This is a genomic window from Aestuariibius insulae (assembly GCF_040783535.2).
GTDB classification, from domain to species: domain Bacteria; phylum Pseudomonadota; class Alphaproteobacteria; order Rhodobacterales; family Rhodobacteraceae; genus Aestuariibius; species Aestuariibius insulae.
This window is the reverse complement of the sequence record NZ_JBFONW020000003.1, coordinates 1-22,643: the sequence shown is the minus strand read 5'-3', so window position 1 is coordinate 22,643 and position 22,643 is coordinate 1. Positions and strand designations below refer to the sequence as shown.

Annotated in this window: 19 protein-coding genes and 1 tRNA gene; 14 read left to right on the top strand and 6 right to left on the bottom strand. The window is 62.2% G+C overall.

Features of this window, described 5'->3' with window-relative positions:
• Nucleotides 1-3: 3 nt before the first annotated feature.
• Nucleotides 4-753: an SDR family oxidoreductase gene (locus AAD018_RS09180; RefSeq protein WP_367316375.1), complete on the bottom strand. Its 750-nt coding sequence runs from the start codon at nt 751-753 to the stop codon at nt 4-6.
• 131 nt (nt 754-884) lie between these two features.
• On the opposite strand from AAD018_RS09180, the gene AAD018_RS09175 reads away from it, so the two are divergent.
• Nucleotides 885-2,018, top strand: a complete 1,134-nt coding sequence (locus tag AAD018_RS09175) for an alpha-hydroxy acid oxidase (protein ID WP_367316376.1) — start codon at nt 885-887, stop codon at nt 2,016-2,018.
• Here the strand turns inward: AAD018_RS09175 and AAD018_RS09170 are convergent.
• Nucleotides 2,015-3,088: an ABC transporter ATP-binding protein gene (locus AAD018_RS09170; RefSeq protein WP_367316377.1), complete on the bottom strand. Its 1,074-nt coding sequence runs from the start codon at nt 3,086-3,088 to the stop codon at nt 2,015-2,017. The genes AAD018_RS09175 and AAD018_RS09170 overlap by 4 nt on opposite strands.
• A 191-nt stretch (nt 3,089-3,279) precedes the next feature.
• On the opposite strand from AAD018_RS09170, the gene malE reads away from it, so the two are divergent.
• The 8 genes from malE (at nt 3,280) to AAD018_RS09130 (ending at nt 13,533) form a co-directional block, all read left to right on the top strand.
• Entirely contained in the window at nt 3,280-4,437 is a 1,158-nt protein-coding gene (gene malE / locus AAD018_RS09165; RefSeq protein ID WP_367316379.1) for a maltose/maltodextrin ABC transporter substrate-binding protein MalE, read from the top strand.
• A 10-nt stretch (nt 4,438-4,447) separates the two neighbouring features.
• Nucleotides 4,448-5,971 carry a maltose ABC transporter permease MalF gene (gene malF, locus AAD018_RS09160; protein ID WP_367316380.1) on the top strand — a complete coding sequence of 508 codons (1,524 nt, stop codon included), beginning with the start codon at nt 4,448-4,450 and terminating at the stop codon, nt 5,969-5,971.
• On the top strand, nt 5,968-6,858 hold the full coding sequence (gene malG, locus AAD018_RS09155; protein ID WP_367316381.1) for a maltose ABC transporter permease MalG: 891 nt from the start codon (nt 5,968-5,970) through the stop codon (nt 6,856-6,858). The genes malF and malG overlap by 4 nt, the downstream gene beginning before the upstream one ends.
• A gap of 4 nt (nt 6,859-6,862) precedes the next feature.
• The gene (locus AAD018_RS09150; RefSeq protein WP_367316382.1) at nt 6,863-7,405 is read left to right on the top strand and encodes an AAA family ATPase; all 543 of its coding nucleotides are present in this window, start codon (nt 6,863-6,865) and stop codon (nt 7,403-7,405) included.
• A 440-nt stretch (nt 7,406-7,845) separates the two neighbouring features.
• Nucleotides 7,846-8,382: a CPBP family intramembrane glutamic endopeptidase gene (locus AAD018_RS09145; RefSeq protein ID WP_367316383.1), complete on the top strand. Its 537-nt coding sequence runs from the start codon at nt 7,846-7,848 to the stop codon at nt 8,380-8,382.
• A 151-nt stretch (nt 8,383-8,533) separates the two neighbouring features.
• Nucleotides 8,534-11,974 (top strand): pyruvate carboxylase, encoded by a 3,441-nt coding sequence (locus tag AAD018_RS09140; RefSeq protein WP_367316384.1) that lies wholly within the window; start codon nt 8,534-8,536, stop codon nt 11,972-11,974.
• Nucleotides 11,975-12,092: 118 nt separating this feature from the next.
• Entirely contained in the window at nt 12,093-13,157 is a 1,065-nt protein-coding gene (locus tag AAD018_RS09135) for an acyltransferase family protein (RefSeq protein WP_367316385.1), read from the top strand.
• Between the two features lie 301 nt (nt 13,158-13,458).
• Nucleotides 13,459-13,533, top strand: a tRNA-Gly gene (locus AAD018_RS09130).
• Nucleotides 13,534-13,582: 49 nt separating this feature from the next.
• Here AAD018_RS09130 and AAD018_RS09125 read toward each other — a convergent pair.
• Nucleotides 13,583-15,184, bottom strand: coding sequence for a hypothetical protein (locus tag AAD018_RS09125; protein WP_412005230.1), 1,602 nt, complete (start codon nt 15,182-15,184; stop codon nt 13,583-13,585).
• 449 nt (nt 15,185-15,633) lie between these two features.
• On the opposite strand from AAD018_RS09125, the gene AAD018_RS09120 reads away from it, so the two are divergent.
• Nucleotides 15,634-16,473: a phosphatase PAP2 family protein gene (locus AAD018_RS09120; RefSeq protein ID WP_367316388.1), complete on the top strand. Its 840-nt coding sequence runs from the start codon at nt 15,634-15,636 to the stop codon at nt 16,471-16,473.
• A gap of 65 nt (nt 16,474-16,538) precedes the next feature.
• Here the strand turns inward: AAD018_RS09120 and AAD018_RS09115 are convergent, their stop codons facing one another.
• Entirely contained in the window at nt 16,539-18,680 is a 2,142-nt protein-coding gene (locus AAD018_RS09115) for a S8/S53 family peptidase (RefSeq protein WP_367316389.1), read from the bottom strand.
• Nucleotides 18,681-19,005: 325 nt separating this feature from the next.
• Here AAD018_RS09115 and AAD018_RS09110 point away from each other — a divergent pair, with 325 nt between their 5' ends.
• The 3 genes from AAD018_RS09110 to hisH all read left to right on the top strand — a co-directional run bounded on the left by AAD018_RS09110 (nt 19,006) and on the right by hisH (nt 20,481).
• The gene (locus tag AAD018_RS09110) at nt 19,006-19,185 is read left to right on the top strand and encodes a hypothetical protein (protein WP_367316390.1); all 180 of its coding nucleotides are present in this window, start codon (nt 19,006-19,008) and stop codon (nt 19,183-19,185) included.
• Nucleotides 19,186-19,255: 70 nt separating this feature from the next.
• Nucleotides 19,256-19,843, top strand: coding sequence for an imidazoleglycerol-phosphate dehydratase HisB (hisB, locus tag AAD018_RS09105; protein ID WP_367316391.1), 588 nt, complete (start codon nt 19,256-19,258; stop codon nt 19,841-19,843).
• Nucleotides 19,840-20,481, top strand: a complete 642-nt coding sequence (gene hisH, locus AAD018_RS09100; protein WP_367316392.1) for an imidazole glycerol phosphate synthase subunit HisH — start codon at nt 19,840-19,842, stop codon at nt 20,479-20,481. Before hisB ends, hisH begins: the two co-directional genes overlap by 4 nt.
• Before the next feature lie 149 nt (nt 20,482-20,630).
• Here the strand turns inward: hisH and AAD018_RS09095 are convergent, their stop codons facing one another.
• Nucleotides 20,631-21,020 carry a DUF2147 domain-containing protein gene (locus AAD018_RS09095; protein ID WP_367316393.1) on the bottom strand — a complete coding sequence of 130 codons (390 nt, stop codon included), beginning with the start codon at nt 21,018-21,020 and terminating at the stop codon, nt 20,631-20,633.
• Nucleotides 21,021-21,151: 131 nt separating this feature from the next.
• Here AAD018_RS09095 and hisA point away from each other — a divergent pair, with 131 nt between their 5' ends.
• Nucleotides 21,152-21,877, top strand: a complete 726-nt coding sequence (hisA, locus tag AAD018_RS09090) for a 1-(5-phosphoribosyl)-5-[(5-phosphoribosylamino)methylideneamino]imidazole-4-carboxamide isomerase (RefSeq protein WP_367316394.1) — start codon at nt 21,152-21,154, stop codon at nt 21,875-21,877.
• On the opposite strand, the gene AAD018_RS09085 is transcribed toward hisA, so the two are convergent.
• Complete coding sequence (locus AAD018_RS09085; protein ID WP_367316395.1) at nt 21,871-22,320, bottom strand: DUF302 domain-containing protein; 450 nt, start codon at nt 22,318-22,320, stop codon at nt 21,871-21,873. The two genes, hisA and AAD018_RS09085, sit on opposite strands and share 7 nt — an antisense overlap.
• Nucleotides 22,321-22,643: the final 323 nt, after the last annotated feature.

Below are 22,643 nucleotides of genomic sequence, written 5' to 3'. Positions count from 1 at the left end.
GCGCTAGCGCATCGTCATGCCGCCATCGACCATATATTCCGATCCGGTCACATAGGCCGCCTCGTCCGACAGCAGGAAACAGGCCACTGCCGCGACATTCTCATCCGTACCCATTTTACCCAGCGGAACCATCTGAAGGATCTGCTCCTTGAAGCCCTCCTTCTCCTCCTCGCTCAAACCCATCCCGGCGAAGAAATTCGTCTCGATCGGCCCCGGAGCGACCGAGTTCACCCGGATCCCGCGCGGCGCCAGATCCCGCGCCCAACCGCGCGCCATCGCATAGCAGGCCGCCTTGCTCGCGCCATAGACCGCGCCCTCGCCCTGCCCCAGATAGGGCGCCACGGACGATGTCACCAGCACCGCCCCGCCATCCTTTATGAGCGCCTTCAGCCCCGCCATATGCAGCGCGGGCCCGCGGACATTGACGTTCATCATCTTGTCGAACGCCTCCGGCTCGGTCTCCTCGACCGGCCAGAACTTCCCGTAGCCGGCATTTAGAAAGGCGCCGTCGATCTCGCCCATCTGATCCTTGATCTTGCCCGCCAGCTCCTCGGCGGCCTCCGGATCGGAGGCATCGTTGCGCAGCACCAGGCTCGCCGGAGGCAGGCTGCGCCCCGCATGATCGAGATGCTCCTGCGTCGTGCCGGTCACGGCCACCTCGCCGCCCTCCTCGACGATCCTTAACGCAGTTGCCAGACCGATCCCGCTCGTGCCGCCTGTGATAAGGATCCGCTTTCCGTCAAATCGTGCCATGCCATGCTCCATTCGCTGAGGGTCCCTGATCAACAGACCATCCCCGCCGAGGTTCCACTCCGCTTCATCTGGCCAAAAATACTCAAATCCCCCGGCTTCCCAGCCCGCGCCAAACCCCGTAGCAAGTCGAGATGACCCGCCAAAGCCGCTATCCCGGCCTCTCCGATCTGCAAGCCCGCGCCGCGCGGCGACTGCCACGCTTTGTCTGGGACTATCTTGATAGCGCCACGGGCACCGGCGCCACCGCGCGCCGCAACCGCAGCGAACTGGACCGGATCCGCTTCACCCCCAGCGTCCTGCATGGCGATATCAGCCCCGAGACGAGCGCGACCCTTCTCGGTCAAACCCATCCGCTGCCCGTCGGCTTCGCGCCCGTAGGCATGTCCGGCCTGATCTGGCCCGGGGCCGAACATATTCTCGCCCGCACCGCCGCCAAGGCGGGTGTGCCTTACACGCTCTCCACCGTCGCCACGAAATCCCCCGAGGATCTGGCCACCGATCTCGGCCCCCATGCTTGGTTCCAGCTTTACCCGCCGCGCGATTTGGACATCCTCGCGGATCTCCTCGAACGCGCCGAGACGGCAGGCTTCACCACGCTCGTTCTGACCGTCGACGTCCCCGCCCCCTCCCGGCGCGAGCGGCAGGTGCGCGGGGGCCTGACGAACCCTCCCAAGCTGACCCCGCGCATTCTCTGGCAAACGATCCAGCGGCCCGCCTGGGCCCTCGCCTCCGCCAAGGCGGGCCTGCCGCGTATGCGCACGCTCGATCCTTACATCGAAACGCGCACCGCCATGGCCTCGAACGAACATGCGGGCTACCTGCTCAGAACCTCGCCCGACTGGGACTATCTCGACCACCTGCGAGAGGCCTGGACGGGTCCCCTCATCATCAAGGGCGTCCTCGATCCCGAGGTCGTTCCTCGCCTCCAGAAGGCCGGCGCCGACGCGCTCTGGATCTCCAACCATGCAGGCCGCCAGTTCGACGCCGCCCCCGCCCCGATCGAGGCGCTGCCCGCCATCCGCGCGGCCACCGATCTTCCCCTAATCCTCGATGGAGGCCTGCGCTCCGGCCTCGATATCCTGCGGGCGCTGGCGCTCGGCGCCGATTTCACGATGATGGGCCAGCCGCCGCATGATGCGCTCGCCGCGCTCGGTAAGGAGGGCCCTGCCCATCTGCTCGATATCCTGCAAAAGGACCTGATCGCCAATATGCACCAGATCGGCGCGAGCAGCTTCGCCGATCTCTCCGCCCGTCTCAGACCCTAGGAACGCTCCAGACGCGCGCCCGTCCGCGCATCGAAAAACCGCAGCGCTCCCGGCGCGATCGCCAGAGGCAGCATCTCCGTGCTGTCCTCCGCAATCCGCCCGGCCAGCCGGGCCACAACCCGCGACCCGCCCAGATCGAAGCTCACATAGCTCTCCGACCCGGTATTCTCGATCATCACCGGACGCGCTTCCAGATCCGCGGGCCCCTCCGCCAGGCTCAGATGCTCCGGCCGGATCCCGAGGATGACCTCGCCGGGCAGCCCCTCACCTCCCTTCAGCCGCACGTCGCCGACCTGCACCTCGCCGCCCGCCACGCGGGCCGGGATCAGGTTCATTGGCGGCGATCCCATGAAATCGGCAACGAACGTGTTCGCAGGCCGGTCATAGATCTCCTGAGGCGTGCCGATCTGCTGAATATGCCCGTCCTTCAAGACCATGATCCGGCTCGCCAGCGTCATCGCCTCGATCTGATCGTGCGTCACATAGACGATGCTGGCCCCGACCCTCTTGTGCAGCCGTTTGATCTCCGCCCGCATCTCGACCCGCAGCTTGGCGTCGAGGTTCGACAGAGGCTCATCGAAGAGAAACAGCGCCGGATCCCGCACCAAGGCCCGCCCCATCGCGACCCGTTGGCGCTGCCCGCCCGACAGCTGACTGGGCCGCCGGTTCAGCAGATGATCGATCTGCAAAAGCGTCGCCACCTCGCGGATCTTCTCCTCCATTTGCGGGCGCGGCACCTTCCGGATCTTCATCCCGAAACCGATATTCTCGCCCACCGACATCGTCGGGTATAAAGCGTAGGACTGGAACACCATCGCGATATCGCGATCCTTCGGCGGCTCCTGCGTCACGTCCCGCCCGCCGATATGCAGACGGCCCGCCGTGATCTCCTCGAGCCCCGCGATGCAGTTGAGCAGCGTGGATTTTCCGCAACCCGACGGGCCGACAAGCACCAGAAACTCGCCCTCGGCCATCTCGATCCCGATGTCGTGCAACACCTCTACGGACCCATAGGATTTCTTCACCCCGTCCGCCGCGAGCGCGACACCTGCCTGTCCGTCCAGCGCCATGACGTCTCCTCTTCCGGACCAGCGTTCAACCTCAGGACGATCCTAGCCGCTCAGATCCGGCACGGGAATGGCGGTTTTCACCGCCCGGCGGGTTTGAGGTGTCGCCCTCCTCCACCGGGGATGGTAAACATGAGGGGCAAACACCCGAAGCCAAAATCGGGACGACAGACCACGACCAGGGAGGATCCACCATGACCAAAGCCGCCCCCGCAGCGCTCGCGCTGCTGCTTGCGACCACGACCGCCTTCGCCTTCGATGACGGCACGCTCACCATCTGGACCGGCTCCGACCGCGACCGCGAGGCCCTGCTCGAGGCGGCCGCCCCCTTCACCGAGGATCTGGGCATCGAGGTCGTAGTCGAGATCGTCGATCCCGACCTGCCCCAGAAATTCCAGCAAGCCGCCGCCACCGGCGACGGCCCCGATATCGTCCTCTGGGCCCATGACCGGTTCGGCGAATGGGCCAGCGGCGGCCTGATCCAGCCCGTCGCCCCCGGCGAGGCCTGGTCTTCCGGTATCCTGCCGGCCGCGATGGAGGCGGTGCAGTTCGACGGCAAGACCTACGGCTACCCCGTCGCGGTCGAGGCGGTCACGCTCATCTACAACACCGCCCTCGTCGATACCCCTCCCGCTGCCTTCGAAGACATCGCGGGGATGGAGATCGAAGGACCCAAGATCCTCTGGGATTACAACAACACCTATTTCACCATGCCCATGTTGATGGCCGGCGGCGGCTACGCCTTCCAGAAGGTGGATGGCAGCTATGACGGCTCCGAGACCGGCGTGAACACCGACGGCGCCATCGCGGGCGCCGAGGTTCTGAAATCCCTTTTCGACGACGGCGTGATGCCCCAGGGCGTCGATTACGGCGTGATGGAAGGCGCGATGAACCGCGGCGATGTCGCCATGATCCTCAACGGTCCTTGGTCCTGGGGCGCGCTCGAGGAAGCCGAGATCGACTTCGGCATCGCCCCCATTCCCACCGTGAACGGAGAGGTCGCGCCGCCCTTCCTCGGTGTCCTCACCCTTGGCATCAACGCGGCGACGCCCAATGCCGATCTCGCGGTCGAGCTGATCGAGAATTACCTGGCCACCGACGAGGGTCTCGCCGCCTGGAACGCGAACGGAGAGCTGGGCGCCCTCGCCGACACCTCCGCCGCCGAGGCACAGGACGATCCCAATGTCACCGGCATGCTCGAGGCGGCGGCAAACGGCGTGCCGATGCCCTCCAACCCCGAGATGGGCGCCTTCTGGGCCGCGATGGCCCCCGCGCTGACCAACATTACGACCGGTACGTCGACTCCCGAGGAGGCGCTGAACGACGCCGCCGCCCGCATCCTCGGCGAGTAGCACCCCGGCCATGAGCCTCACCGCCGACGCGCCCACAGCTTCTCCGCTCCCGCGCCTTCTCGTCGTGGGCGCGGTCACGCTCGGTCTGTTGGCGGTGGCCTTCTACCTCTACACTCTGGCCCAGCCCCTCTTCGGAGCCATCGTCCTCGCGCTCGCCACCGGCTTTGCCGTCATTTTCGGCGCCAGCCGCTTTTACGGCGCCCGCTTCATCTTCCCGGGGGTCGCCGCCGTTCTGATCTTCATCGCCTTCCCGGTGATCTACACGATCTATATCGGTTTCACGAACTACTCCTCCTTCAACCTGCTCAGCTACGAGCGCACGGTCGAGGTCCTGACCTCCCGAGGCTCCATCGATCCGGCCACCGAAGAGCCTTTCGCGGTGGCCCCCGACGGCGATGCCTTTCGCATCTGGCTGCCGCAAAGCGGCCTGCTCTCGGATCCGGTCACGCTGACAGCCCCTGAAACCGCCGATCTAGCACCGGCCGCCGAACCGCCGGACCTGCTCGAACGCCGCGAGGCCATCCAGCTCCGCCGCGGCCTGCAAACCCTCACGCTCCAGACCGAGGACGGCACGCTCCTGCAAAATGCAGGTCTGCGCACCTTCGCGACCGTCACCCCCGACTACACCCAGACCGGCCCAAACGAGCTCACCGGCGCGGACGGCACCATCCTGACCGCCGATCACGACACCGGCTTTTTCACGACCGAGGCAGGCGAGCGCGTCCCGCCGGGATGGCGCGTTCCCATCGGCTGGGCCAATTTCGAACGGGTCTTCACCTCCGAAGGCATCCGCGAGCCAATGGTCTCGATCTTCCTCTGGACCGTGATCTTTGCCGCGGCATCCGTCGCCGCGACCTTCGCGCTGGGCCTGACGCTCGCGGTGATCCTCCAATGGCCATATCTGCGCTTCAAGGCGCTCTACCGGATCCTGCTGATCCTGCCCTACGCCGTCCCGGCCTTCATCTCGATCCTCGTCTTCCGGGGCCTCTTCAACCAGAATTTCGGTGAGATTAACCTGATCCTGGACAGCCTCTTCGGCCTGCGCCCCAGCTGGTTCACCGACGGAACGCTCGCCCGGATCATGGTCCTCGTCGTCAACACCTGGCTCGGCTACCCCTACATGATGCTGCTCGCCATGGGATTTCTGCAATCGGTCCCCGAGGATCACAAGAAAGCCGCCGCCCTCGAAGGCGCCTCCGCGCTGCGTGTCTTCTTCACGATCACGCTGCCGCAGATCATCCCGCCCTTCCTCCCGCTCCTGATCGCGTCCTTCGCCTTCAACTTCAACAATCTGGTCCTGATCTTCCTGCTGACGCGCGGTCTGCCCGACATCCCCGGCACCGTCATCCCGGCCGGAGAGACCGATATCCTCGCCTCCTTCACCTACCGGCTGGCCTTCGACAATGCCGGCCAGCAATTCGGCCTCGCAGGCGCCATCACGCTCCTGATCTTCCTCGTCGTCGCCGCGATCTCCTACGCCAATTTCGTCGCCATGCGCCGCGCTGCCGCGAAACGCTCGGGGAGGCCCGCATGATCGTCGAACGCCCCCGCGACCTCCTCATCAAGAAGATCCTCGCCCACGGCTTCCTGATTTTGTTCCTGCTCCTGATCCTCTTTCCCTTCGTCGTCGTCCTCTCGATCTCGTTTCGCGAGGGCAACTTCGCCGTCGGCTCCATCATCCCCGAAAACCCGACGCTCGAACATTGGGTGCTCGCCTTCGGGCGAGACTTCACCCGCCCCGACGGCACCGTGGTCGAGCCGCCCTATCCGGTGCTCCTCTGGATGTGGAATTCCATCAAGATCAGCCTGATCGCCAGCACGGGCGTTCTCGCCATCGCGACCATCTCGGTCTATGCGTTCAGCCGCATCCGCCTGCGCGGCAAAGGCGCGCTCCTCGACGGACTCTTCCTGATCCAGATGTTCCCCACGACGCTGGCGCTTGTTGCCATCTACGCCATCTTCGACGCATTGGGAGAGGTCACGCCCACCCTTGGCCTCAACTCCCACCTTGCCCTGATCCTCATCTATTTGGCGGGCGTCACACTCCATATCTGGACGATCAAGGGCTATTTCGACAGCATCGACACCGCCTTGGACAAGGCCGCCGAAATCGACGGCGCGACCCCCTGGCAGACCTTCCGCCACATCTTCCTGCCGCTGGCCGTCCCGATCATGTCGGTCGTCTTCGTTCTGGCCTTCATCGGCTTCATCAACGACTATCCCATCGCCTCCGTCCTGATCCGCTCCGAGGACAAGATGACCCTCGCCGTCGGCTCCCGGCTCTATCTCAATGAATTTCAGTATCTCTGGGGAGACTTCGCCGCCGCCGCCATCCTCTCGGGCCTGCCGATCACGGTCGTCTTCCTGATCGCCCAGCGTTATCTCGTCTCAGGCCTCAGCGACGGCGCAGTCAAAGGGTAAGCCCATGCAGCGCGTCATGATCACCGGAGGGCCCGGCTCCGGCAAAAGCACCCTCGCCCGCGCGCTCGGCCAGATCACCGGCCTGCCGGTCCACCATATGGATCACATCCACTGGAAATCCGGCTGGATCGAGCGGGACAGCGCCGAGAAAAGCGCGCTCACCCATGCCGTCCACATTCAGGACCGGTGGATTTTCGAAGGCGGCCATTCGCGAACCTATCCCGAACGCGTCTTTCGCGCCGACACCTTTATCTGGCTCGACCTGCCCGTAACCCTGCGCCTCGCCCGCGTCCTGCGCCGATCGCTCCGCTACCGCGGCCAAACCCGCCCCGACCTGCCGGAGGGCTGCCTCGAACAGATCAACGGCCAGACGCTGGAGTTCATCGCCTTCATCTGGCGCACACGCAAAACCGCCCGCGCCAAACTCGCCGCCATCGCCGACGCCCCGCCTCCGCACCTGACCGTGATCCACCTGACGTCCCAAACCCAGATCAACCGCTGGCTCACGGCGCTCCACCGGATACCGCCCGTTCCGCAAGGCAGATAGGCAGCAGCAGCGCTCCACGCCCTTAGATTAGAAGACAGCGTGACCATCCTCCGCTAAAAGAGAGGCCATCACCTCTCACCGGCCCAAAGATCCCGGCGGCAAGGTCAAAGAAAGGACCTCCGAGTATCTCAAGCGTAGAAACCATACGCAGATGGGCGGCCGAACGCCCCCTCGCCGCGGCGAACCTGCTCCTGCTCATCGCAGGGCTCTACTTCATCGCGCCTGTTGCCTTCACCGATCCCTCTCATCTCTTCGGACACGGCAAACAGACGCAGGGCGCCTCCGAATTCGCAAAAATCCTGTGGGCCGAAATCGCTCTCGCCGGGGCGCTCGTCCTCGCTGTCATCCTCCTTGGCTGGACGCGGCAGACGCGCCTTACAACCCCGCCGCACTGGCGCGCGACCCTCCTTGCCCTTCCCTATGTCGCATTCGTTCTCTTCATGGTCTTCGCGGTCTACGGAAGCGCGTTGCTGCAGGACGACGAGATTGCCCTAACACCTGCCGACTGGCGGGCAATCGCTATCGCCAGCATTGCCGCTCTTGTGGTCGGACTGTTCGAGGAGCTTCTATTTCGCGGCGCACTTCTCCACGGCCTCAGATCGAAGGTTCCCGCCGTCGCGGCTGTCCTGCTCGCGGCAGTAATCTTCGGTCTCTTCCACCTCGTGAACTGGATCGGCGGCCAGCCTCTCGATATCACGGTGGCCCAAGTCATCGGCGCAGCCGGAGGAGGTGTCTTCTACGGCGCTCTCGTTTTGTGGACAGGATCGCTTTGGCCCTCCATCTTCATGCACGGGCTCTGGGATGCGGCGGTCACGCTCGATCAGACCATTCTGGACGCGGAAGGCAGCACGGCAGATCCTGCCCAAAGCGCGCCCGCCCTCGATCCCTGGTCCGCCTTGCTCTCACCGGAACTGATTTACGGTCTGTTATTACTCGGCCTGTGGGGCTGGCGGCAGCGCCACCGCTCGAAAACCTGACCCGTCCGCAGCCGCGGAGCGCCCCCGAAGGCCGGGCCGGGCGGGTGCCGCGAGGGCCGCAGGCCCCGCGCAGTCGCCCGCGTCCGGCGCCATATTGCCGCGCCGCCGCAAAGGCCCTAGACATGCTGCACCTGCAAACAGGAGCGTGACCATGACCGAGTTCTCTAAGATCCTCATCGCCAACCGGGGGGAGATCGCGATCCGTGTCATGCGGGCGGCCAATGAGATGGGCAAGAAAACCGTCGCCGTCTATGCCGAAGAGGACAAGCTCGGACTACACCGATTCAAGGCCGACGAAGCCTACAAGATCGGCGAGGGCCTCGGCCCCGTCGCCGCGTACCTGTCAATCGAGGAAATCATCCGCGTCGCCAAGCTTTCGGGCGCCGATGCCGTCCATCCCGGCTATGGCCTCCTCTCCGAAAACCCCGATTTCGTCGATGCCTGCACCGCCGCCGGCCTCACCTTCATCGGCCCCAAGGCCAAGACGATGCGCCAGCTCGGCGACAAGGCCTCCGCCCGCAAGGTCGCCATCGCGGCGGGCGTGCCCGTCATTCCGGCGACCGAAGTCCTCGGGGACGACATGAAGGCCATCGCCAAGGACGCCGAAAAGATCGGCTACCCCCTCATGCTCAAAGCCAGCTGGGGTGGCGGCGGGCGTGGCATGCGCCCGATCACCGGCCCGGACGAGCTGGAAGAGAAGGTCCGCGAAGGCCGCCGCGAGGCCGAAGCCGCCTTCGGCAATGGCGAGGGCTATCTGGAAAAGATGATCCTCAAGGCTCGCCATGTCGAGGTGCAGATCCTCGGTGACAGCCATGGCGAGATCTACCACCTCTATGAACGGGACTGCTCGGTCCAGCGCCGCAACCAGAAGGTCGTCGAACGCGCCCCCGCCCCTTACCTGTCGCCCACCCAGCGCGAACATATCTGTTCGCTCGGCAAGAAGATCTGCCAGCACGTCAATTACGAATGCGCGGGCACCGTCGAATTCTTGATGGATATAGACAGCGGCGAGTTCTACTTCATCGAGGTCAATCCGCGCGTGCAGGTCGAGCACACCGTGACCGAGGAAGTCACCGGCATCGATATCGTCCGCGCCCAGATCCTCATCGCTGAAGGCAAAAGCCTGGTCGAGGCAACCGGCACCGCCTCGCAATACGACGTCAAACTGGACGGCCATGCGATCCAGTGCCGCGTGACGACCGAGGATCCGACCAACAATTTCATCCCCGATTACGGCCGCATCACCGCCTATCGCGGCGCCACCGGCATGGGCATCCGGCTCGACGGCGGCACCGCCTATTCCGGCGCCGTCATCACCCGCTACTACGACTCGCTTCTGGAAAAGGTCACCGCCTGGGCCCCCACGCCCGAGGCCGCCATCGCCCGGATGGACCGCGCCTTGCGCGAATTCCGCATCCGGGGCGTCTCGACCAATATCGCCTTCGTCGAGAACCTGCTCAAGCACCCGACCTTCCTAAACTACGAATACCACACCAAGTTCATCGACGAGACGCCCGAGCTCTTCGACTTCGCGCCCCGACGCGACCGCGCAACCAAGATCCTGCGCTACATCGCCGACATCACCGTCAACGGGCACCCGGAAACGCAAGGCCGCCCTATGCCGTCCCCCGAGGCGCGCAAACCCCGCGCGCCCGTCACCCCGATCGACGCGCCCCCCGCCGGAACCGCGACCATCCTCGCCGACAAGGGCGTGGAGGGCGTCATCGCTCACCTGAATGCCTCCAAGCGCCTACACATCACCGACACCACGATGCGCGACGGCCACCAGTCGCTCCTGGCCACCCGGATGCGCAGCTTCGACATGATCGCCGCCGCCCCGACCTATGCCCACAAACTGCCGCAGCTGTTCTCCGTCGAATGTTGGGGCGGCGCGACCTTCGACGTGGCTTACCGCTTCCTTCAGGAATGCCCCTGGCAGCGTCTGCGCGATATCAAGGCACGGATGCCCAACATCCTGACCCAGATGCTGCTGCGCGGCTCGAACGGGGTCGGCTACACGAACTACCCCGACAACGTGGTCCAGTTCTTCGTCAAGACCGCGGCGGAAAGCGGCGTCGACGTCTTCCGCGTTTTCGACAGTCTCAACTGGGTCGAGAACATGCGCGTCGCCATGGATGCCGTGCTCGAGACCGGCAAGATCTGCGAAGGAACGGTCTGCTATACCGGCGATCTGCTCGACCCCGATCGCGCCAAATACGACCTGAAATACTACGTGGACACCGCCAAGCAGCTGCAATCGGCCGGCGCCCAGATCCTCGGCCTCAAGGATATGGCGGGCCTTCTCAAGCCCGCCGCGGCCACCAAACTCGTCACGGCCCTCAAGGACGAGGTCGGCTTGCCGATCCATTTCCATACCCATGACACATCGGGAGCGGCAATCGCCACGATCCTCGCCGCCTCCGAGGCGGGTGTGAACATCGTCGATTGCGCCATGGACGCCCTCTCGGGCAACACATCCCAGCCAACGCTCGGCTCTGTGGTCGAGGCGCTCAAGGCCACGCCGCGCGATACCGGGCTCGATCCGGTCACGATCCGCGAGATCTCGAACTACTGGGAAGCCGTCCGCGCCCACTACGCCGCCTTCGAAAGCGGCCTGCAGGCCCCCGCCTCCGAGGTCTACCTGCACGAAATGCCCGGTGGCCAGTTCACCAATCTCAAAGCGCAGGCCCGTTCCCTGGGGCTCGAGGAGCGTTGGCACGAGGTCGCCCAGACCTATGCCGCCGTGAACCAGATGTTCGGCGATATCGTCAAGGTCACGCCCTCCTCCAAGGTGGTCGGCGACATGGCCCTGATGATGGTGGCCCAGAACCTCACCCGCGCCGAGGTCGAGGATCCGGACACCGAGGTCGTCTTCCCCGACAGCGTCATCGACATGATGCGCGGCGCGCTCGGCCAGCCCCCCGGCGGCTGGCCCAAGAAGATCCAGTCCAAGATCCTCAAGGGCGAAAAGCCCCTCACCGACCGCCCGGGCAAACACCTGGACCCGGTCGATCTGGAGGCAACCCGCACCGATCTCGCCGCCCAGACCGGCACCGAGATCGACGACGAGGATCTGGCCGCCTACCTGATGTATCCCAAGGTCTTTACCGACTACGCCGCTCGCCACGCTGAATACGGCCCCGTCCGCTCGCTGCCGACCCATACGTTCTTTTACGGCATGCAGCCGGGCGAAGAGATCGAGGTCGAAATCGATCCCGGAAAGACACTCGTCGTGCGCATGCAGGCGATGGGAGAGACTAATGAGAAAGGAGAGGCCAAGGTCTTCTTTGAGCTGAACGGCCAGCCCCGCAACATCCGCGTCCCCAACCGACTGATCGCCGCCGCCACGCAGGCCCGTCCAAAGGCCGAAGACGGCAATCCCAACCATATCGGAGCGCCCATGCCCGGCGTCGTCTCCACCATCGCCGCCCAGACCGGCGCCAAGGTGAAAGAGGGCGACCTGCTCCTGACGATCGAGGCGATGAAAATGGAAACCGGCCTCCACGCCGAGCGCGACGCCGTCGTCAAAGCAGTCCACATCACCCCCGGAGCCCAGATCGACGCCAAGGACCTTCTGGTCGAACTGGACTAGAATGCGCCGACACGAATTGGCCAGAATGCCTGTCTAGAATGCCTGTACTTCCAAGAAACCCTTGCCTGGAACCGGACGGCGCATGACAGCTTCTTTATTGCCATCTGGACCCGGCGGAATGAGGCAGGGAGACTCCTCGTTTCGTTACATCCCCGAACTCGATGGACTTCGCTATCTTGCGGCTCTGTCCATCTTTTTCTTCCACGGCGCCACCGACAGGATCCTCCCTAGTGGCTCATTAGGGGTCGATGTCTTCCTCGTCCTCAGCGGCTTTTTGACGGTCTCGGTCGCTCTTGCCGCACAAGGCTCCTTCTCGCCGGTCACCTTCGTCGCCCGCAGGCTCGTCCGCATTTATCCGGCCCTCTTTGTCGTAACCATCGCCTGCCTTCCGCGCCATCTTTACGGCGATTTCGACGTCATCCTTATCGCAGCGACCGTGCTGACATTCACAAGCAACTTCGCCCTTATGGAAGGGGCCAATCTGGGGTCTCTCATCATAACTTGGTCCCTCGCCGTCGAGATGCACTTCTATCTCGTCATCTCGCTCTTCCTATGGCTGGCACTGGTTCGGGGCGGCTCAGGCAGATCGCGCTCTGATCGCATATTACGGCTGCAAAAGATCGCACTGGCCGCATTCCTTCTGACAACCGCGCTCCGGATCGCGAGCGGTCTCTTTCGCGATGCCTATTTCGAGGATTACTTCAACTCACTCTTTCGCATGTCAGGCCTCTTTCTCGGCGCATGGCTCGCGACCATCCGCTGGCGCCCGTCCCCTCTGCTGGCAAATATCTCCACCGCCTTGGCCATCGCCATTATCTTCAGCCTGATGCTTCTGCCGTACAAAAGCGGCGTCGACCTCCTCGAGATCTCCATCGTCGAGCTTTGCTCAGTCGCCCTCATCCTTTCCTTGGCGACAAGAACAGGCCTCATCGCTGCCTTACTGCGTCACCCCATCATGCGGATGCTCGGCTCATGGTCCTACAGCTTCTATCTGTGCCACCTTCTGGTCTTGCACCTCATCGTCAATCAAATCCCGACCTATACCGGCCTTGCCTTGGCCTTCGTCGTCTCCCATGTCTTCGCAGCCGCCTGCTACCGATATATCGAGCGCCCCTCCGCCCAGGCGTTCCGTAGATATCTCCCTGACCACAAGACCCAAGTTAGCCCAGCCTCCACTCCTTAAGAAATGGCATCGAGGCTGACCTGACATCGGGAGGAATATAACTGTTGCGCGCCCAATCCGGCGTCCGGGGCGTTAACCCGGCCTCGTGCCGAAAATCCACCGACCAAATACCGACGCGATACCGACCGGATACCGAAGGCCCAAACAAGGCTCGAGCCGCCCGTTAACCGGGCTGCACTGACGTTCACCCCCCGTCCTACTAGACACCCATCCAGCCGGATCTCTCCCTGCCCGCCGCATCACGCGATTTTCCTCTTGCGGAGATCCAAGAACCCCCCTATCTGACGCTCACCCAATGGATGCGGGCGTAGCTCAGGGGTAGAGCATAACCTTGCCAAGGTTAGGGTCGTGAGTTCGAATCTCATCGCCCGCTCCAAAAATACAAGCTAATCAGTTGTTGAAGTTTCCGACTTAGATACTGGCGGTTATTTCATAGCCTTGAGTGGTGCAATTAGCCCGGCCCTCCTAAGGGTGTGAACCGGATATTCCGGATCATCGATCATTTGATCCAAGGTAAAACCAGGCTCTAGCTGGATCAGCTTCTGTTTTACTCGGTTTGCCGCTTCGAAATTCCCTTTTTCTGCATAAAGGCTAAGGAGATAGCGATGCATTGGGCGAGTGGTCGGAACGATCCGGGTCACAGCCTCAGCCAGTGCCAAAGCCTCGTCAAAACGCCCCGTAGCAACACAGATCATACTATGGTTCAGATCCCACCACTGGCGAAATTGGGATCGACTCGCAATGTTTCGGCTTTTTGCTGATATCGCATAGGCCTGCTCGGTCTCACCGGTCAGCATCTTTGAGGTCGCTAATGCCTGCAACGCAAAGGAGCTGCTCGGATTCATCTCAACCGCATCTTCGGCCATGGGAAGAGATCGCGCGGGATCTCGAAATAGAATGGCCGTAGTCTGTGCGGCAAGTGCTCTAACAAGGCCGTTTTGCCCTGAAATCGATAAAGCTTTCTGAATAAGCTCGTCTATCCGCTCGCGGGTCTCGTCTTGCTCGGAATGCATGACCTCTACCGAGCGGATCATGTTCAAAAGACCGGCCCAGGCTAAAAAAACTCCATTTTTTTCAATAGAGTATGCTTCAAGCAGGAGCTGATCAGCTTCGTCAATCGCGTTGGCTTCAAAAGTAAACAACTTATGTAAAGCTAGGCGGCTTAAAGCGGTCGCATGACTGGACGACTGCCCCACGCCGATAATGTGAGGCAGCTGTTCCACAGTAACTTCGGAGGCATCAAATGCCGCCTTCGCTAAAATGTCGCTCCGAACAAGCGAGCCGGCCGTCCCCGTCATCTGACACGTCTTCGAATAGAAGATCTTGCCGCTATCGACATGCACGACCTTTATCAGTGCGACGCAAAATCCATTGTCTTCCACCACGCTGCACTCAACAAGAATATCTGCAGAGCTAGCTAGCTCTCCTCGCGGCTTGTCGTTTGCGATGTGGGAAACCGAGATATGTTCGGAGATTCCCTCGGCTATCCGGGTCGCAATTACATCGGCGACAACGGTCGACGAAGCGCCTTCGGGGCCGATAGAAACGCAGCATATCGATATCGGGGGCGCCGAGCTCTGTGAAAATTGGTCGAGCACCTCTCGATGTGACACCAAGGCGCTGGAAGCTGCGCTTTTTTCGCTGACCTTTGAGCGCCAATCATTGAATTTTTGGTCGCGAATATCGAGACCTTCCAAGAACTCGCAGTCAGAGGAGGAAGCATCTTGCCCTAGACAATCGAAAGCGTCTGAGGACAGCCAGATCCAACGACGATCAGATTGTACGCACCCGTCGTAGTTTTCTAAGCACTTACGAAGATTGGAGAGTTCCTGCCTGAGGCTTCCCAAGCCCTGATCTGGATGCCTATCGCTCCAAAGATGATCAACGAGCCAAGCCCGGCTTCTCTTCATCTCCGGCGCATAGGCTAGAAGAGCAAGCAGGCCGCAAGCCTTCTTGCTTTTAGGAGTTATGTCAGTTCCATCTACTGTCCGAAGTGAGAAGCGCCCGAAGAGAGTGAGCTCCAACATCTTTGATGGTGGCGCTGACGACATCATTTCCCCATTTTTTTGGTGGCCAAGGCGGCCAAGGTCCGCTGCATCATAGCCCTACGCATCCTTAGCGTTAAATGAGCGTCAATAGACCTCTAAGGAAGATGCTATGCCTTTGACACAATAGATCAAACGCTGTTCGGGTAGAAACATATATTTTCAGCCAAGCGGGAGACGACGGTATGGGCGTGAACGGGGTTAATGGAGTCAACGGCGTCAACGGTGTAAATGGGGTCAACGGTGTTAATGGCGTAAACGGAGTGAACGGTGTAAACGGTGTCAATGGCACTACCGTAAGTTTAGACAGCCCCCTCCTCGCCAATGCTCTTACCACCACCCGCGACGGTATCGCGCGGGCTTGGACGGGTCAGAATGGCGGAGTTGTTACCAATCCTCCTCTTCCTGGCGGTTGGGATGCGTTTCGCAAAATGGATGCGGGACCGCGCTCTGCGGTTCTGGACGGGGAGATGGCGCGGCTCCTTTCGCTCGACGTCACCGCGATGACCACCGCAGATGTAAAGGCATCGCTTCTCGGCAACACGACACTGGTCGAGCTGATCCGCCCTGACTTCGACAATGATTTTCTCAAGGATCAGATGCCATATCTGCGAAGCTACGCGGATCTGCGGCTTGATCGGACGGCGGAGATCACCATTCAGACCGGCGACGTTCTCTCGTTCTTCGGGGCGATCTCCTATCTCGACCCCGAAGCGACGAAACGCTCGCTCGAGCTGATCGGCGCGCTGTTCCGATCGGTCAACGTCAACGAGATGCGGCTCAAGCTGCATTTCGATCTGCCGCGTCCAATCACGGTGGCCCAAGAGGTTCAGCCAATGATTCAGACCCCGGGTCATCCCAGCTGGCCCAGCGGACATGCAACCGAAGCCTTTGCAATTGCGACTGTCCTCAGCGCGCTCAAAAACGGCGGATCGGTCGATGGGTTCAACGAGGTGTCCAACACGTCGTTCTACATGCGCCTTGCCCAGCGCATCGCGGCCAATCGGACCGTCGCAGGCGTGCACTATCCGTCAGACAGCATGTGCGGTGCGATCCTCGGCATCACCATCGGCGAGATGCTTGTGAACATGCTTGAAGGAGAAGCGAAGACGCCGACGCGCAAGTTCGACGGCTCGGACTTTACCGGCGATTTCGACCTGACGACGCTCAAGGATACGATGCAGCTCGGTGCGGGAACGGAGGCCATCCCAGGAGGACTGGACCTGGGACTTCTCTCGCCGCTATGGGCCATCGCAAAAACCGAATGGTAGCCTAATCGAACGTCCAACGAAGAACGGCGCGGACACTCCCGCGCCGTTTTTCTTTCGGCCAGAACCTAGCGCTTTCGGCTGCCCAACTGAGCGCTGAGCAGGCCTGCACCTGCCTGGCGCTCCATTCCGGGCTGACTGGGCACTCCAAACCAGTTGATCATATTCTCGACCTGGACCGGGATTGGCTTGCAGCCGTCTTTGATCAGCACATGGGCAAGAGCGCGGCTCACTTGGCCAGCGGCCGCGCTGGTTCCGTTCATCGTCTGCGTCGACCCGCTGATCGTGCCTGACGCCACAAGGCCGACCAGCCCGCGCCCATCGTCGCCCAAGGCAGCCAGAGTCGGCCCAGGAACCGACCACGGAGCGCCTTCGGCACTGTAGCGTCGCGGCGCAGCTTCGAGCCCGGGCGTTCGGTAGGCGGGGCCCACCTCCGGATCGGGTACAGCTGCACCGACCGTCAGCGCCTGATGTGAATTCAGCTCTATCGTGCAAAAGCTTGAATGAGTGCCCTCTTGCGTGATCACCGCATCAGGTCCCAGACCGCTCCAGTCCTGAACTTTCGGATCCCAGAGATGGGCATCTGGATGATCAAGATAGCTCTGCCGTCCTTTCAGCCGATATCCTGTCGGTGTATCGCCGCGCTGGATCTCGAGCCGCGCCTCTACCGGGCCTCCGGATGTGATACCGACCTCCACAGGCCAGGCTCCCGCCGGCGCCGGTTCGATCACGCTCCATGTCATGGTCGGCGCGAGTGCGAGCAGATAGTAAGGCGGCTGCTGACCCCCACCAAAGGCCGTGCGCGCGCCGACATGGTAGATCCGCGCATAGTCTTTGCCGTTGCGGGAAAGCGCGATGTAAAATCCTGGCGGCAACCCTGCAGCATCCAGTCCGCCTGTATCGGGCGCGCCCAGCGATACGGCAAGTCGGGCCACATCAGACGGATCATCTGCCCGCACCTCCAGATAGCTGGCCGCAAAATCGTCCGGCAAGGCACGCCAATCAGCCATGATACCCTTTTCTTCGCTTGGAGCGATCCGGCCCACGAGGCGATCCACCCGGTTGTTGCCGAAGGAGAACACGATCCGCGCACATCGCTTGGTTCGCGCCTCCCATTCGGCCAGATCCCAGGCGATGATCCGTTCAAGCAGCTTGCTGCCATCGCGCGGCCCCGCCATCGTGCCGAAGCTCACATTGATGACAAGCGGCCCATTGCCGCCAAGCGCTTCGGCTCGTCCAAGGCACCAATGCACCGCCATGACGATGCTGGGTTCAAGCTGGGTGCCAGCCGTATTGCTGACCGCCAATGGCGGAAGCGAGACGCCCAGAAGAGGCCATTCCTCAACCGGATCTTCCGCTCCTGGCTCAGCCCCGCCAGCGAGATCTCCGACGAATGTTCCATGCGTGAAGGGGAACTCGGTGCTTGGATGCTCGCCTGGAGACACCAGAGCGCGGTTGATCTGCCGGTAGACATGATCCTCCTCCAACTCTGGACCCCGAGCCAGCACAGCGTTGATGTCGACTGGGCTGAGCGCCGCGCCAGCCATGACATAGACAGGTCCGAAGTTCGGAATGAAGATCGGCTTCAAGGCTTGCAGCCAGACCCCTTCAAAGCGCGTTGTCATCGGATCCCCGTCCCGGCAAAAGCGCTGGTTCAGAAATCCGATCCCATCATCGATGATCGCAATAGTCGGAGCGTCCGTAGGGTCCTGCAACGGCTGAGGAAATCCGGTCAGAGCCTCCATCGGGTCCAGCACGACGCGCGGCCCGACGATTTCGACAAGAAGGCGCCCGTCATAGCGAGCTTCGATCGGCTCGAACTGCTCTTCCTCGGAAAACCACGGCACATAGACAGAATATGCTTCCGCCAAGGGCACTTCCTGGGCCTCTTTCTGGTCCTGGAACGCCTGATCAGGCCGAAATTCTCCCGATTCCAGACGATTGGACAGCAGAGTAATCTCGCTCTCTTCGGCGCGCAGGCTTTCGGGATCGTCGCTCAGCAGCTCCTCGAGCAACCAACCGCGCGCATCTCTGAGGTTCTCGAACACCTCGCCTACGATCAGGGAGACCAGCGAAAGCTGATAAGACCGCTCCTCGTCACGCTCCTCTGGCTCTTTATCACGTGCCGCTTCGCGGTCGAGATATCGCGCGAAATGAGCGTAGGGATCACCTCGAAACCGGCGCTTCCGCTGCTTTTCAGTCTCCTCCATGATACTCTCCCTCCGGGCCCACGTGACAGGGTCAGGTTGAAACTGCCGCGGCGCCAGGGTCAAATCCTGAACCGGACCAGGTCAACTCCTTGACGAAGTTTTCACGATATTGCCGCTGACTGCACGGCAAACAACGCCGCGCGTGAATAAAGCGCCAGATGACCGTGAAGCCGCCTCCTGTGTCTTTACGCAGCGACGAGCCTTGGGCCACCGTAGATATGCGAACAGGGCCGAGGCGCAAACACCAGTCTCCCCACATGTAAGCGCCCCGTTTTGTTTCGGTCCTGTTCGCACGATAGAAAAATTAGAACAAAGACCTATTTTCATGACCAAGACCAAATCGAACAAACCCGCCTCGCCGGACAAGATGTCCGCCAAGACAGACCGACAGCTCCCGCGGATCATCCGCATCGCGGATCTCGCCGCACCCCGAAAGGCGCAGGCCTCCAGATCCGGCACCCCCAGTCTGCACCGCTCTCTCAAACCGGCCACATCTGCGCAGTAGCCGCGCGAGACGTCTTGGAAAGACGCAGGCCGCCTTCTATACCCCGCGCGGGACAATAGGAGGGTCGGCCATGCGGCAGGCAACCATTATACGCCAAACGTCCGAGACGGATATCTCCGTGACGCTCGATCTCGATGGAACCGGCGTCTCGGATTGCCAGACGGGGATCGGCTTCTTCGATCACATGCTCGACCAAATCGCCCGCCACGCGCTGATCGATCTGAAGATCCGGGCGGAGGGCGATCTTCACATCGACGATCACCACACTGTCGAGGATACAGGCATCGCCCTCGGGCAGGCCCTGACCCAGGCGCTGGGCGACAAACGCGGGATCCGTCGGTATGGGGCCTGCCTTCTGCCGATGGATGATGCGCTGGTGCGCTGCGCACTCGATCTGTCGGGGCGGCCTTTCCTCGTTTGTACGCTTGATTTGCCGACCGCCAAGATCGGCACATTCGATACCGAGCTTGTGCGCGAGTTCTTCCAGGCCCTCTCGACCCATGGCGGCATCACGCTGCATCTTGACCAGCTGCATGGGATCAACAGTCACCACATCGCCGAAGCCGCATTCAAGGCCACAGCCCGCGCCCTGCGCGACGCGGTCGAACCCGATCCCCGCCGCGAAGGCGAGATCCCATCGACCAAAGGCAGCCTATGAGCCTGACGGTCCTCATCGACTACGATAGCGGTAATTTGCATTCGGCAGAGAAGGCATTTCAGCGGATGGCGCTGGAGGGGGCAGGCGGCACGATCGAGGTGACAACCGACCCCGACCGCGTGGCCAAGGCCGACCGGATCGTCCTGCCTGGCGACGGGGCCTTTCCTGCCTGCCGCCGCGCGCTTGATGCGCAAACCGGTATGGTCGAGGCCATCACCGAAGCTGTGCGTATCAAGGGGCGCCCCTTCCTTGGCATCTGCGTCGGCATGCAGCTTCTTGCAACGCGCGGCCTGGAATACGAACCGACCCCGGGCCTTGCCTGGATCGGTGGAGAGATCACCCGTATTACGCCCTCCGACCCCTCCTTGAAGGTGCCCCATATGGGCTGGAATGTCCTGACACTCGATAATTGCCATCCGGTGACCGAAGGCCTCCAGACAGGCGATCACGCCTATTTCGTCCATTCCTACCACATGCAGGTCGCGGATCCTGCGCATCTCATCGCCCATACCGATCATGGCGGCCCCGTGACCGCCATCGTCGGCGCAGATACCGTGATCGGCACTCAATTCCATCCAGAGAAAAGCCAGACCGCCGGTCTGCGCCTCATCGCAAACTTTCTGAACTGGGCGCCCTGACGGCAAAGCTCCAGCTTCATCTTGTCATAAATACTCGAAAATCGAAGGGGCGGCCCCCGCACGGACACTGCCCCAAGGCGAAACAGACCGACCGGGCGCCAAACAAAGTTTGTCATGGCAGGCCCGGCTTCGGGCCTGCCTCCGCTACATCAATTCGCGCGAACCCAAGTCCCGCCGTCCCGGCAGATCCCCAGCACACATCCTGACACGGCCAGCTGATTGCCACTCAGCGTCAAACGCGAATTATAGGTCTTGTTCCGATCTGGCGAATAGACCTTTCCCCGATAGGCTCCCCCGCCTTCAGGCACCGTCGCGCTGATGATCTGCGTTCCGATCCGATCGGACGAGATCACGGCTCCGCTCGCATCATAGGCCTGCACAAGCGTGCCGCAAAGCGCTGTACCGCAAGGCGCAACCTCGATCAGCCCGCTATTGCCATCGTCATCCTGTGCGGTCCGCCACATCCCGACAAGCGGATCCGCCGCCGCCGTCCCGGCCAGTCCCATGGCCACGAATGCCGCCAAAATTGTCTTCTTCATACTCAAGCCTCCCATTCCTCTCCCTTGACCCTCTCAGCATGACCGCGATGCGATCAAGATTGACGTAGGGTCGCGTTGCATCTTCCGGCCCTTGCCGGATAAGACGCCCGGAACCTGAAGAAAGGGCGACCATGATCCTCTATCCCGCAATCGATCTCAAGGACGGCGATGCCGTCCGGCTCCTGCGCGGAGAGATGGAGGCCGCCACCGTCTTCAACACCGATCCCGCCGCCCAAGCCCGCCTATTCGAAAAGGCCGGTTGCGAATGGATCCATCTTGTCGATCTCAACGGGGCCTTCGAAGGGTATCCGGTCAATGCCGCCGCCATCGGCGCAATCCTCGAGGCGATCTCGATCCCCGCCCAGCTTGGCGGCGGCATCCGCGATCTCGGCACGATCGAAAGCTGGCTCGACCGCGGGATAGAACGGGTCATCCTTGGCACCGCTGCCGTCGAAGATCCGGATCTCGTTCGAGAGGCCGCGCGTGCTTTCCCCGGCCAAATCGCCATCGGGCTCGATGCCCGAAAGGGTCAGGTCGCCACCCGAGGCTGGGCGGAAGAAACAGAAATGACCGTTACGGATCTGGGCAAGGCATTCGAGGATGCCGGAATCGCCGCGCTGATCTACACCGATATCGACCGCGACGGCGCGATGGGCGGCCCCAATATCGAGGCCACCGAGACGCTTGCCCGCGCTGTTTCCATTCCCGTGATCGCCTCGGGTGGCGTCTCGTCCATGACGGATCTGACGGCCCTCAAGGCCACAGGCGTGGTGGCCGGGGCTATCACCGGCCGGGCGCTCTATGACGGCGCGATCGATCTGAAAGAGGCTATTTCAACTCTTTCGGCGGCTCACTGAGCAACCGCTGCTGCGGTCAGCCGCTCCAAGGCGCCCTCGATCTTCTGCAACGCCTCCATATCGTCATCCACATCGAATTCATCGACCATCTCGTCGACCTCTTCGTAAAGGACCTGTGTCTGGCCGCCGCGATCCGCGTAGACAAGAACACGAAGCGGCAGAACAAGTCCGGCGCGCGGATCCTCCTGCATGACCGGGGTGCCCAGCGCCGGATTGCCAAAGATCAAGAGCTGCGCCTCTGTCATATCAAGGCCCACCGACTGCGCGCCCGCCGTATGATCCACGCGGGCAAAGACGGTCGCGCCCGCGCCTTCGACCGCGGCAACGAGGGCATCCATCGTGTCGGTCACGGATTTGGATGAGGGTGTTGTTTCGAAATCGTCTGCGATGGCGCAGCCACCGATCGAAATTGCAAAGAGAGAGGCGAAAAGCATGGGCCGCATGGGATGGTCTCCTTCGGAGTGCAGGTCTCTGGATAAAAACGGGCAACGCGTCCGGCGGTTCCCGCCCTGTCCGAATCCCACGCTACTCAAGGATGTCCTCCGCGCCACGCCACAACTTCGTGACGCCATCGCCAGCCTCCCCGGACGGCAACGATCCGCAAGATCCGCCCCTTGCCGCGAAACGCGCCCGTACAGTCGCCCTTCGACAGGACAAGCCATTAAAGCCGCGCCCTCTCCTCATCTTGCCTCAAATACCTCGGGGTACGGGGCAGAGCCCCGGTCCGACCCCTCCGTTTGCAGGCGCATTCTCAAAGGATTGCGGG

Bases quoted from the DNA above. Each gene is read 5' to 3' on its own strand.
- AAD018_RS09095 (WP_367316393.1), bottom strand. From the start codon at position 21,020: ATGAAGAAGACAATTTTGGCGGCATTCGTGGCCATGGGACTGGCCGGG.
- malG (WP_367316381.1), top strand. From the start codon at position 5,968: ATGATCGTCGAACGCCCCCGCGACCTCCTCATCAAGAAGATCCTCGCC.
- AAD018_RS09120 (WP_367316388.1), top strand. From the start codon at position 15,634: ATGGATGCGGGACCGCGCTCTGCGGTTCTGGACGGGGAGATGGCGCGG.
- hisB (WP_367316391.1), top strand. From the start codon at position 19,256: ATGCGGCAGGCAACCATTATACGCCAAACGTCCGAGACGGATATCTCC.
- AAD018_RS09115 (WP_367316389.1), bottom strand. From the start codon at position 18,680: ATGGAGGAGACTGAAAAGCAGCGGAAGCGCCGGTTTCGAGGTGATCCC.
- AAD018_RS09110 (WP_367316390.1), top strand. From the start codon at position 19,006: ATGACCAAGACCAAATCGAACAAACCCGCCTCGCCGGACAAGATGTCC.
- AAD018_RS09170 (WP_367316377.1), bottom strand. From the start codon at position 3,088: ATGGCGCTGGACGGACAGGCAGGTGTCGCGCTCGCGGCGGACGGGGTG.
- AAD018_RS09085 (WP_367316395.1), bottom strand. From the start codon at position 22,320: ATGCGGCCCATGCTTTTCGCCTCTCTCTTTGCAATTTCGATCGGTGGC.
- AAD018_RS09175 (WP_367316376.1), top strand. From the start codon at position 885: ATGACCCGCCAAAGCCGCTATCCCGGCCTCTCCGATCTGCAAGCCCGC.
- malE (WP_367316379.1), top strand. From the start codon at position 3,280: ATGACCAAAGCCGCCCCCGCAGCGCTCGCGCTGCTGCTTGCGACCACG.
- AAD018_RS09180 (WP_367316375.1), bottom strand. From the start codon at position 753: ATGGCACGATTTGACGGAAAGCGGATCCTTATCACAGGCGGCACGAGC.
- AAD018_RS09140 (WP_367316384.1), top strand. From the start codon at position 8,534: ATGACCGAGTTCTCTAAGATCCTCATCGCCAACCGGGGGGAGATCGCG.
- hisH (WP_367316392.1), top strand. From the start codon at position 19,840: ATGAGCCTGACGGTCCTCATCGACTACGATAGCGGTAATTTGCATTCG.
- hisA (WP_367316394.1), top strand. From the start codon at position 21,152: ATGATCCTCTATCCCGCAATCGATCTCAAGGACGGCGATGCCGTCCGG.
- AAD018_RS09125 (WP_412005230.1), bottom strand. From the start codon at position 15,184: ATGTTGGAGCTCACTCTCTTCGGGCGCTTCTCACTTCGGACAGTAGAT.
- AAD018_RS09150 (WP_367316382.1), top strand. From the start codon at position 6,863: ATGCAGCGCGTCATGATCACCGGAGGGCCCGGCTCCGGCAAAAGCACC.
- malF (WP_367316380.1), top strand. From the start codon at position 4,448: ATGAGCCTCACCGCCGACGCGCCCACAGCTTCTCCGCTCCCGCGCCTT.
- AAD018_RS09135 (WP_367316385.1), top strand. From the start codon at position 12,093: ATGAGGCAGGGAGACTCCTCGTTTCGTTACATCCCCGAACTCGATGGA.
- AAD018_RS09145 (WP_367316383.1), top strand. From the start codon at position 7,846: ATGGTCTTCGCGGTCTACGGAAGCGCGTTGCTGCAGGACGACGAGATT.